Consider the following 11,442-nt stretch of genomic DNA (forward strand, 5'->3'; position numbering starts at 1 on the left):
ATTTGAACAAATGTTCAAATATTGTCATTCGTACATAAAAGGTGATTGCTATGACCGCACTATTAAACTTTTTAACCGCCCTCTGGCAAATTATGCTTGAACTGTCGCTATGGCTTTTCCTCGGTGCCTTCCTGGCCGGTTTACTGAAACTTTTTCTTCCCAAAGGTTTTGTCAAACGTCATACCGGCAGCGGCAAAATCAGCAGTATCTTCAAAACCTCCCTGTTGGGTATACCCTTGCCGCTCTGCTCTTGCGGTGTCTTGCCTGCCACCATCGGCATCAAAAAAGACGGTGCCGGCAATGGTGCTGCCGTCGGATTTCTCATCAGCACACCTCAAACCGGTGTGGATTCCATTCTGGTCACCGCCTCATTCCTGGGATGGCCGCTGGCGCTCTTCAAAGTACTGGCTGCTTTTTTCACCGGAATTTTGGGAGGATTGGCTGTCCACACGACCGAACCGCGCCTGTCCGCACAGACTGCAACCAGTGAAACATCAATTGCGGCATTTAAAAATAAAACCCCGCTTTCGCGTTGGCGCCTTTTTTGGGATTTTTCCGTCCGGGAACTCATCGGCGGCATCTACCAATATCTTGCGATCGGACTTTTGGTCGCAGCATTGATCACTGTTTTGTTTCCTGCCAATGCCTTTACAAACATGCCGGCTTTGCAGGGACTCTGGGGCATGCTGGTCATGCTGGCAATTGCAATCCCGCTTTATGTCTGCACCACAGGTTCCGTACCGATTGTCGCTTCTTTGATCGCTGCCGGTCTGCCAATCGGCTCTGCGCTGGTATTTCTCATGGCAGGACCGGCCACCAATGCCGCCACCTTGGCTGCCATTCTCAAACATTTCGGCAAACGTATCACCGCCATTTATCTGGGAACCGTGGTCCTCGGCAGCATTGCCTTTGGATTACTTTTTCAATCATGTGGTGCTTCCCTGGTCAGCACCACTTTGCGAACGCATCACGAGCATCAACCGCTGATCATGGTGCTCCTCAATATGCTGGCTGCGGTCTGTCTTACCGGACTCATCGGGTATTGGTCCGGCAAAGACCTGACAGCATGGCTGCAACAGCACCGCAAGCACCCGGCACCCACCGACGAAATCCTTTCGCTGTATGTTTCGGGGATGACCTGTAAAAAGTGCGTTGCCAAAATCCAAACCACACTCTTAAAAAACCGGCAGATCACCCAAGTTAAGATTGATCTTGATACCGAGACGGTCCGCATCAGCGGTCACACATTGGATGAAAAAACCATTATCCGGCACATCCAGGCTGCCGGGTATCCGGCCGCAAAAACCAAGGGGATTTTATGACCCGCAGCAAAAATAACAACCAAAAAAAGATAGAAGCTCTGGCTGATCTTTTTCACCATCTGAGCGATCCCAACCGTCTGCGTATCATGCTGCTCCTGGCAAAGAAGGAACTCTCTGTCACCGAACTGACCCAACATCTGGAGGTGACACTTTCTGCTGTCTCGCATCAATTGAAGGTCTTACGGCAGGCCAATTTGGTTTCGCGACGCAGGGTCGGCCAGTCCAGTTTTTATCATTTATCCGATGCGCACATTCATCAACTGATTGCCATCGGCAAAAAACATGTCAATGAATAGTCATGTTTTTCCCCGCTGCTGCGGCAATTAGATATTCAGACCAGACTTGTTTTACCCGTTACTTACGGTACAATGATCTCAACGTCCCAGGAGGCACCCCATGACCCTACAAACAGATCTGACCTTCCCTGATACAACTTTTTTCAATCATCTCGAGCAGGCTTCACAAAAACTACTTCTATTGGATTTTGACGGCACCTTATCACCTTTTGTCGATGACCGCTTCAAAGCCTTTCCCTATCCCGGCGTAACTGATCTTCTCTATGAAATTATTGCCAAACCCACTTCTCGCGTCGTGATTGTGACCGGTCGCCCCTTAAATGAAATTTTACCGCTGCTTAATATGCAGCCCAACCCGGAGATTTGGGGTTCGCATGGATGGCAGCATCTCTTGACAGACGGCACCACCGAAGACTTCCCGCTTCCTGATGATATCCGGAACATTCTTGAAACCGTTAAAAATGATTTCCAAAGACAAATCCCGATTGAAAAAATGGATATCAAACCCAGCTCTGTGGCAGTCCACTGGCGAGGCCTGGATAACAAACAGCGCGAAACATTTTCAAAACACGCGCAAGCTGTGTGCGAGCCTTTTCAAAATCACGCCGGACTGGAACTTCAGGCATTTGACGGCGGACTGGAACTCAGGGTAAAAGGCCGGGACAAAGGCACCTCGGTCAAAGCTATTTTAAAAGACTCTCCGAATGATATTTTTGCCACATTTTTAGGTGATGATAAAACGGATGAAGATGCCTTTGCCGCTTTGGGCAATGCCGGTCAGGGCATTTTGGTACGCAACGAGTTCCGCCCCACTGATGCCGATTTTTGGATCCACCCGCCGGAAGAATTGCTGGATTTTCTGAGAAAATGGCGGGATGCCTGTTGATGAGCTGGAGTTTTTCAAAAATATTATACTGGCACTGATAAGCATCATCAGGTGTTAAGCTGATTTGATGCATCCGCAAGCGAAAACACGGCTCACATTCACGTGTGCTGTTTGGTGAAAAGGGATAAATAGTTCTATTGAATCGCGCGTCTAAATCAAATCAGCTTAACACCTGATGATGCGCCCCTCCTGAAAAAATCAAATTGGAACTCATTTTTCGATAAAGCCTGGTCAAACGATTGAGCAAGTACGCTGCCGGGATTTGGATGATACGATGACACCTCGCCTTCGTGACCACTATTTTAGTGTCTATCCTCATCCCCGTTCCGTGCTTTGTCCTTTGGCAGCACACGCGATCAATCGTCTGAGTAGGGAATGGTCGCGACCATTCCCTACTATCGGTTGAAATCTGTGCGCACTGTTGAACGAGTACGCAGCATGGGTCCGGTCCGGATTATCCTCTCTCCACCCATCATCATACCCTATGACTATATCTTTTTCACGACCCCGGTATGATCTCTTGCCCACCGCGTCCGGCGAATGCCGGATTCGCTGCAAGTGAGACCAACAATGCGCACAGGCCGACTTGGCGAAAAAATCCAGAATACTTTTTTTAGAATAAAAAAAAGGGACCGGTTTTTCAACCGGTCCCTTTTTTGTCCTGATATATTTATTTGCTTACAACATTTTTATAGACTGCTTTATCACCCAATTCATCTTCAATCTCAAGCAACCGGTTATATTTGGCGATCCGGTCGCTCCGGCTGGCAGACCCGGTCTTGATTTCCGCGCCGCCCATGGCCACTGCCAGATCGGCAATGAAAGTATCCTCAGTCTCACCGCTGCGGTGGGAGATAATATAATTCCAGCCCGCAGCCTTACATAAATTAATCGTATCGATTGTTTCAGAAATCGAACCGATCTGATTGACTTTAACTAAAACTGCATTGGCCGCCTTCATTTCAATGCCCTTTTTAACAAATACCGGATTGGTCACCAACAAGTCATCACCCACAATTTGAATTTTGTCGCCAACTTCCGCTGTGAAACGTTTAAACCCGTCCCAATCATTTTCATCCAGTGCATCTTCAATTGATACGATCGGATACTTTTCAATCCATTGTGTCCAAAGCGCAATCATTTCGTCGGTTGTTTTGATCCCGCTGCCGGAATCCTTCAAATTGTACTTGCCATCTTCGTAGAAGGACGCAGTGGCCGGATCAAGCGCGATGAAAATGTCCTTACCAGGTTCATAACCCGCCGCTTTAATCGCTTCGATAATAACATCACAGGCTTCTTCGTTGCTTTTCAAATTCGGTGCAAAACCACCTTCATCACCTACCGCTGTTGAATAACCCTTTTTCTTAAGGATTTTCGCGAGATTATGAAAAACCTCGGCACCGGCACGCAATGCTTCTTTAAAAGACGGCAAACCCAAAGGCATGGCCATAAATTCCTGAAAATCCACACTGTTATCGGCATGTTGACCGCCATTAATGATGTTCATCATAGGTGCCGGTAAAATACAGGCATCATCACCGCCCAGATATTTATAAATCGGCATACCCTTGGACTGGGCACCGGCTGCAACCACTGCCATGGAGACACCCAAAATGGCATTGGCGCCGAATTTTGCTTTATTCGGTGTGCCATCCAGATCAATCATGATTTTATCAATTGCCTTAAAATCCAGGGCATCCTTCCCAATGACCGCCTGGGCGATGGGACCATTCACATTGGCCACGGCTTTGGTAGTTCCTTTTCCCAAATAGCGCGATTGATCGCCGTCACGCAGCTCAACCGCTTCATGCTCACCGGTCGAAGCGCCTGAAGGAACCGAAGCTTTGGCAACCACGCCATTTTCCAGTGTGACCATGACGCGAACAGTCGGATTACCGCGCGAATCCAAAATCTCCAATGCCTTCACTGCCTTAATTTTTGTTGACATACTATCCTCCTGAAAATTCTCGTTTTTTCATACATATTCTATGGGTATCGCCCCAAACAAACCCGCGTATTGTATCCTCCGACTATCTGAAATGCAAGTTTTTTTTGGACACGGTTCCGCTCTCTCTTAAAGGGACAAACTAATGAATTATGATTAGGTTTTTTCTTTTCCAACCGAAACTTTATCTATGAAACAACCCCGGAGCAAGCCCCAGGATATCCGGCAGCCTGCCCCGTGCGTCCTTTATTCAAACCCTGCCGTAATCGGCAGGGTTTGATAGGCGAAAGGGTATAAACAGAGCACCCTTAAAATCCGCGTCAGGAGTGTACTGTGTTCTCCCATCTGAGCCCCTATTTCATTATCAGTCTGGCCGCAATCGTATTTTTGACCCTGATCTTTTCGGGCATATTACTCATGATCATTTTCTCCATCAACCGCGCCCTTAGCAAAAGAAGCTCAAAACTTGAAGCCGGCAATAAGCGTCTGGAAACGCGCTTAAGCGCGGCCGCCACGGATCTTTCTACGCTCCGTGATTTACTGCAAAAAGAAATCGATTGTCATCAACAAATTGACAAAGACCGGGAATTCCAGGACCGGCTGATGCGCGGCACCTCGGAAGCTACTGATCGTCTCCTCTCCATTTTCAGCTATGATGAAGATTATGCAATTGCCATGATGGAAATTTTTGCAACCATAGGCCGCATTACCAACTATGACCGTGTCTATTTATGCGAAAACCACGATCTGCCCGGCAGCCACCACCTGGGATTCAGCCGCCGGTTCGAGTGGTGCCGCGAAGAAATCATCGAGACAATCAATGATGCTTCCTCAAAAAACTGCAGTTATCAGTCCGAAACCTTCTCCCGGTGGCACGGTACCCTCTCGTCGCGCAATCCCATCCACAGCCTCACTGCCGACGTTCCCCCTGCAGAACAAAATTATAATCTCGATTATGCTATCCATTCTTTCTTGTTGATTCCCATTCATGTTGAGAATGGTTTTTGGGGATTTCTTGGATTTGATGATTGTCACACCAATCATCCCTGGAATAAAAATGAAGATTACCTGCTGACATCTTTGGCCGGCAACATTGCCAATGTCATCCAACGTAAACAAATCCACGAACAATTGCAACAGGCATTGGATATACCCAACACTATTCTGAAAAAAATGCCCTTCGGGGTCATCGTTTTCCAAAAAGACAATACCATCCGCAGTGTAAATGTGACTGCCGTCCAAATGCTGGGTGCGCAAAAGGAAGCGGACCTGATTCAGTATCCGATTGATAAATTCATCCCAGAATACAGGGAATTTTTTCAAAACAACCCTCCCGGAACCCGGGAATTATTTCTACAACAGTTAAACCAGCAGAAATTGCCGGTTTTATGTACAGTCGTCCCGATTACGCTGGCCGGCGAAGAGGTTATTTTAACCTCGTTTGTCAACATTGTCGAAGTACACGAAGCCCGCCAGGACGCTGAAAAATCCAACAAATTATTGGCCGAATCTGTCCGGCAAGCCAATGATCTGGCCGTTTTGGCGGAACAAGCCAGTCTGGCCAAAACTGAATTTCTGGCCAATATGAGCCATGAAATCCGAACGCCGATGAATGCCATTATTGGCATGATTCAACTGGTCCTGGATACTGAGATGAACCCTGAACAACGTGATTATCTTGCCAAAGCCTTGTTGGCCTCTGATTCATTGCTGGGATTAATCAATGCCATTCTTGACTTTTCCAAGATTGAGTCCGGTTACCTGACCCTGGAGGAAATTGATTTTGACTTGCGTACTGTGGTCGAGACCGCCACCGAGACCCTGGCCGCCAAAGCAGCGGATAAAAATCTTGAACTTGCCTGCCGTGTCTCCCCAACCACACCAACAACATTAATCGGCGATCCGGGCAGACTGCGGCAGATCATCCTCAACTTAACCGGCAATGCGATCAAATTCACCGACCAAGGCGAAATAATCCTATCGGTCGATATAAAAAGCGAATCTGAGAAAAAAGTCGAAATCGTCCTGAATATTTCTGATACCGGGATAGGGATTGCTCCGGAAAAACAGCAACTTATTTTCGATACCTTCACCCAGGCCGACACCTCAACCACCCGGCGGTATGGCGGAACCGGTCTTGGATTATCCATCACCAAACAATTGGTTGAACTCATGGGCGGCAGCATTACTCTGGATAGCCAGATCGGCCAGGGCAGCCAATTCACACTGACGATTCCCTTCGTGCTGCAAAGCCATCCGAAAACAGTGGAGCCTGCTCCGACTGTCCCGCTGGAAAACATGCGTGCCCTGATTGTAGACGACAATGCCATCAATCGTCAAATTTTCAGGGAAATTCTACAGAGCTGGAAAATGATCACTTCAGAAGCCGACAATGGCCGGATGGCCATCGATCAATTACAAGCAGCGTATCAGAAAGGCGAACCGTTCCATCTTTTGCTGCTGGATATTTTGATGCCCGAGATGGACGGATTTACCGTGGCAACCACCATTGCGCATGAGCCGTATTATCAAGACCTTAAAACTTTCATCGTCACCTCGGCAGGAATACGCGGCGATGGCGCCCGTTCACGCAAACTGGGAATTACCGGTTATCTGACCAAACCCATAAAAAAATCCGAACTATTCCATTCCCTTTCCGAAGGATTTAGTCAAAAACCAAAGCAGCTTGCCAAACCAACAATGATCACCAAGCATACGATCAAGGAACGCATTTCACGCTTAAATATTTTAGTAGTGGAAGACAATGCCATCAACCGGCAGCTCATGCTCGCCTTATTGGGCAAACGCGGTGATGCTGTGGCAGAGGCGGAAGATGGCCTACAGGCACTCACCTGTATGACAGAACAACACTTTGACCTCATCTTGATGGATGTGCAAATGCCGCGCATGGATGGATTTGAGACCACCCGGGAAATCCGAAAACAGGAGCAAACGACCGGCGGACACATCCCGATCATTGCCATGACCGCGCATGCCTTAAAAGGCGACCGCGAACACTGCCTGGAAGCAGGCATGGATGATTATATTTCCAAACCCATTGAGCGCAAATTGCTTTTTGAGCTGATCGACAAGTATGCCCAAAGCATTCGCAGTGCCAAGCGGTCCCAAGCTGAATCATGGACTTCCAATCCACCGAAAGATGCCGTCATCACCGATGCGCCGGATCTTCCCATCATCCATTTCAAGACAGCCTTGGACCGTGCCGACGGAGATAAAACACTGCTCAAGGACCTGTTAATTTCATTTTCCGATCAATCCCAAGCGACCTTGACAACATTGCAATCGCAGATAGAACTCGCGGACTACGATGCCATCCGAAAAACCGCGCACACACTCAAAGGCACGGCAGCCAATCTTTCCTGCGAACGTGTCCGGCAATATGCACAGTATATGGAAACCATGGCCAAATCAAACGCATCCTCTACCAAGCTTACGCAAACCCTGTCCACACTCCAACAGGAAGTGGTCTCCTTAAAAGAATACATCATGACCGATGCAATGCTGGTATAACTCCCCCCATTGAGCCGGCACTCCCGGTTTCGCACCTCATGCGGCTGCTCCTTGGCATAAAAAAACGGCAGGTACGTCTTGGGTACCTGCCGTTTTTTTACATTTCGCGTATTCACTTAAAAAATGGAAATTGTATCTCCCAGATCAAATTTCAAGTCACCGTATCCCTGATTAAGCGCAACCAGTGCCGGCATCTGCATCGCTGCCGGTCCCCAGAGTTGACGCGGTCCGGGTGAGGAAAAATAATCCTCCGTGCTCCAACGTTCACGTACTGAAATAAAAAATTTATACGCCGGAGAATCGGTCTCGACCAGCGCCTTCTCAATCACCAATTCATCATTGCCGTGCCTGCGTTCCATAACAATCAAACCGGTCAAAGGTATGGCCAGTGCTTCTCCACCGCAGTCCAATGCATTAACTGCGACGATGTACCCGGTCTTCCCTGCCAAAGCCAGTGAGCCGGCAGTCAGACCCAAATTAAAAGTATAGGCGGCATCAAACCGGCTCGGGGCACCGCAGCGCCCTTCATAACCAAAAAAATGATGATTGGTGGAAAGCTTTGATTTCTGAAAACATACGATCTCCTCAGGGGTCAAGTCAATCTGACCTTCCGCTTGACCCACAAAGGACTCCGGCTCCACTTTCATTTCGTGCAAACGGGTATTCACCATCTCAATCAACAATTTTTCCGTGGGAATTTGCGAAACCTGAAGATTCCCATGCGAATCGCGGTCTAAAAGCAGCATATCCTCAAACTCATTCGGCAGCGAGGCCATCAATTTTGCTGAATCCGCTGATATTTTTCCGTAAATAAAATCTTTTTTCTCGTTTATACTATGAATTTCGCTTAGCAGCTTGGCTGATTTGGCCATCACTTCATTCAATTCACTAATCAGCCGCTTCATTTCCGGAATAAATTCAATCAATCCTTCGGGAATAAGCACCACACCGTGATTGACGCCTTTGCCGGCCCGCCGGGCAATTGCCCGGCAGATAATATCCACAATTTGAGAAATAGAAAGCTGCTTCTCCGCTATCTCCTCGGAAATAAACGCCACGGCCGGTTTGGTTTGAAGCGCCACTTCCAATGCCACATGGGATGCACTACGGCCCATGAGTTTTATAAAATGCCAGTATTTTCTGGAAGAAGGCGTATCCTGCAAAATATTTCCCACCAACTCGGCATAAATCTTGGTCGCTGTATCAAAACCAAATGAAATGGGCAACAACGTCCCGGCCTGTAAATCGCCATCAATGGTTTTGGGTACACCGATAACCTGAACGCCGCGCCCATCGGAATGTACATTTTCAAACAGATACTCCGCCAGGACGGCTGCGTTGGTATTGGAGTCATCACCGCCCACCACGACCAAAGCATCAATCGCCTGATCATGACAGACTGCTTTTACCTGCTTGAACTGCTCATGATTCTTTATTTTTGTGCGGTCGGAACCCAAAAAATCAAACCCCCCGGTATTGGCAATTCTTTTAATGGCTTCCTCTGAAACCTCAAACACATCACCTTCCAAAAGCCCTTTCGGACCTTGCCGGATACCCAACAAAGTATTGTCCGGGCCCAGTGCTTTTTTAATACCCACCAAAACATTATGCCCCCCCGCAGCAGGCCCGCCGGAAAACAAAACAGCCACGCGTTTTCCTTTTACCTGCGGACGATTACCGGTGCCGGCTTTAAGAACTGCGCTGGCCGTCCGGGGAAACAGCTTCGGAAATGCTTTTGCCACTTCACTAAAATCACGATCCTGATCAATGACTTGATCGGATGGTTCAAATCCCGCCGGAGCAATCGTCCCTTGTTCCAAAAATACTTTTTTTACCGGCAAGGGCATCCGGCGTAATTCGGATTCAAACAGCGAATTATTTTTTTCCGTTTCCTCCCAGCTTTTTATTAATTCCGGGTTGGCTTTCATAGGACTTTTTGACATAAATAGTTCCTCCTGGCACTTCTACCGTACGATTATTGTTATTCCAAAATTGGGGGCTATTGTAGCGGAACCACGAATGAAAATCCAGAAAAATACGGGAAGTGTGTCCTTTTTTTTACAGTAGGGGCACGGCATCCCGCATACGCCGGACAAGCTGCCGTGCCCCTACGTTTCATTTAAAACCACCCGCTAATCACCCAAACTGATATTATTGCCGCGCGCAGTCTTGAGTAAAAAATTATCCGGCCCGATCAAATTATACGTATCAACCGCCTCTTCCAAAGCTACATCCACAATATCGGGATGCCGGTAAACCACCATGCGTCCAAATTTTCGCTCTTTTATCAATTCAACCGCCTTGACCCCGAATTGCGTAGCCAAAATCCGGTCAAAAGCACAGGGTGTGCCGCCTCTTTGTAGATGACCCAGCACAGTAACCCGCATACCGATACCATTCATACGTTTTTTCAATTCCTCCATCAACGCATAGCCGATGCCTCCCAGGCGGACATTTTTATAGCCGACTTCCGAACTTTCAGCGCTGACCACCTCGCCCTCTTTTGTCTTAGCACCTTCCGCAACAACGATAATCGCAAATCCCTTGCCGTTATGAATTCTTTTTTTTAGTTTACCAACTACTTTTTCAATATCATACGGGACCTCGGGAATCAATACCACATCCGCACCGCCGGCAACCGCCGCCGAAAGGCCGATCCAGCCGGCATCCCGTCCCATCACCTCAAGAATCATGATCCGGTTATGACTGGCTGCTGTTGTGACCAGCTTATCCACGGCATCGGTCGCAATCTCAACTGCGGTCTGAAATCCGAATGTAAAATCCGTACAGGACAGATCATTATCAATGGTTTTGGGAACGCCGATGATATTCAACCCTTTCTTAAACAGACGATTGGAAATATCCTGTGATCCATCGCCCCCTATATTGACTACCGCATCAATCTGCTGACATTGAATGCGCCGGATAAGATCATCTGAAGCATCAATTGTATCCCAGGTACCATCCTGCTTTTTAACCGGCCAGTCAAATGGCGACCCTTTATTGGTCGTACCGATAATTGTTCCGCCGCGCACATGAATCCCCGCAACATTGGATCGATTCAGCGGCATAATCTCCATGGGTTCGCGCATAATGCCGGTAAAGGCATCCACCGAGCCGAGAACCTCCCAGTCTTCTTCCTGACTCGCCCGTTTAACAATCGAACGAATAACAGCATTTAATCCGGGACAATCACCCCCACCGGTTGTTACCAAAATCCGTTTCCCCATCATGCCACCCCCGCTCCATTCATTTGCCGGCTACTGCACGTCCCGCCGCCGGCTGGTTTTAACTTCCACACCCCGTTCCGGGATGTCCTGTACAATGCGCACAACATCTAACCGGCAATCCCGAAATACACCAAGCATACCCGCCTTCCACATCTGTTAGCTTCGACAGAATCCAGAAAACAGCTTAATGTATTTATTGTTTTTCAGTTCACTTTTTTTGCAGGAAAAAACT

7 protein-coding genes are annotated in these 11,442 nt (G+C 48.0%); 4 read left to right on the top strand and 3 right to left on the bottom strand.

Going from position 1 to position 11,442, the window contains the following annotated elements:
* Nucleotides 1-50 precede the first annotated feature (50 nt).
* The 3 genes from K8S19_10380 to otsB all read left to right on the top strand — a co-directional run bounded on the left by K8S19_10380 (nt 51) and on the right by otsB (nt 2,504).
* Nucleotides 51-1,322 (top strand): permease, encoded by a 1,272-nt coding sequence (locus tag K8S19_10380; protein MCD4814082.1) that lies wholly within the window; start codon nt 51-53, stop codon nt 1,320-1,322.
* Nucleotides 1,319-1,618 (top strand): metalloregulator ArsR/SmtB family transcription factor, encoded by a 300-nt coding sequence (locus tag K8S19_10385; GenBank protein MCD4814083.1) that lies wholly within the window; start codon nt 1,319-1,321, stop codon nt 1,616-1,618. Before K8S19_10380 ends, K8S19_10385 begins: the two co-directional genes overlap by 4 nt.
* A 100-nt stretch (nt 1,619-1,718) precedes the next feature.
* A complete protein-coding gene (gene otsB / locus K8S19_10390) occupies nt 1,719-2,504 on the top strand; it encodes a trehalose-phosphatase (GenBank protein ID MCD4814084.1) in 786 nt (261 codons plus the stop codon).
* A gap of 670 nt (nt 2,505-3,174) precedes the next feature.
* Here the strand turns inward: otsB and eno are convergent.
* Nucleotides 3,175-4,452, bottom strand: coding sequence for a phosphopyruvate hydratase (eno, locus tag K8S19_10395; GenBank protein ID MCD4814085.1), 1,278 nt, complete (start codon nt 4,450-4,452; stop codon nt 3,175-3,177).
* A 330-nt stretch (nt 4,453-4,782) separates the two neighbouring features.
* On the opposite strand from eno, the gene K8S19_10400 reads away from it, so the two are divergent.
* Entirely contained in the window at nt 4,783-7,980 is a 3,198-nt protein-coding gene (locus tag K8S19_10400; GenBank protein ID MCD4814086.1) for a response regulator, read from the top strand.
* Nucleotides 7,981-8,096: 116 nt separating this feature from the next.
* Here K8S19_10400 and K8S19_10405 read toward each other — a convergent pair whose 3' ends face one another.
* Together K8S19_10405 and K8S19_10410 are read right to left on the bottom strand one after the other, a co-directional pair.
* Nucleotides 8,097-9,908, bottom strand: a complete 1,812-nt coding sequence (locus K8S19_10405) for a diphosphate--fructose-6-phosphate 1-phosphotransferase (GenBank protein MCD4814087.1) — start codon at nt 9,906-9,908, stop codon at nt 8,097-8,099.
* Between the two features lie 204 nt (nt 9,909-10,112).
* Nucleotides 10,113-11,210, bottom strand: coding sequence for an ATP-dependent 6-phosphofructokinase (locus tag K8S19_10410; GenBank protein ID MCD4814088.1), 1,098 nt, complete (start codon nt 11,208-11,210; stop codon nt 10,113-10,115).
* Nucleotides 11,211-11,442: the final 232 nt, after the last annotated feature.

This window comes from bacterium, assembly GCA_021108215.1.
Classification (GTDB): Bacteria; Oederibacteriota; JAAXVQ01; order JAAXVQ01; family JAUVAV01; genus JAIORK01.

Excerpts from the sequence above, each read along its gene's own strand:
- K8S19_10380 (MCD4814082.1), top strand. The coding sequence starts at position 51 with ATGACCGCACTATTAAACTTTTTAACCGCCCTCTGGCAAATTATGCTT.
- K8S19_10385 (MCD4814083.1), top strand. The coding sequence starts at position 1,319 with ATGACCCGCAGCAAAAATAACAACCAAAAAAAGATAGAAGCTCTGGCT.
- otsB (MCD4814084.1), top strand. The coding sequence starts at position 1,719 with ATGACCCTACAAACAGATCTGACCTTCCCTGATACAACTTTTTTCAAT.
- eno (MCD4814085.1), bottom strand. The coding sequence starts at position 4,452 with ATGTCAACAAAAATTAAGGCAGTGAAGGCATTGGAGATTTTGGATTCG.
- K8S19_10405 (MCD4814087.1), bottom strand. The coding sequence starts at position 9,908 with ATGAAAGCCAACCCGGAATTAATAAAAAGCTGGGAGGAAACGGAAAAA.
- K8S19_10410 (MCD4814088.1), bottom strand. The coding sequence starts at position 11,210 with ATGGGGAAACGGATTTTGGTAACAACCGGTGGGGGTGATTGTCCCGGA.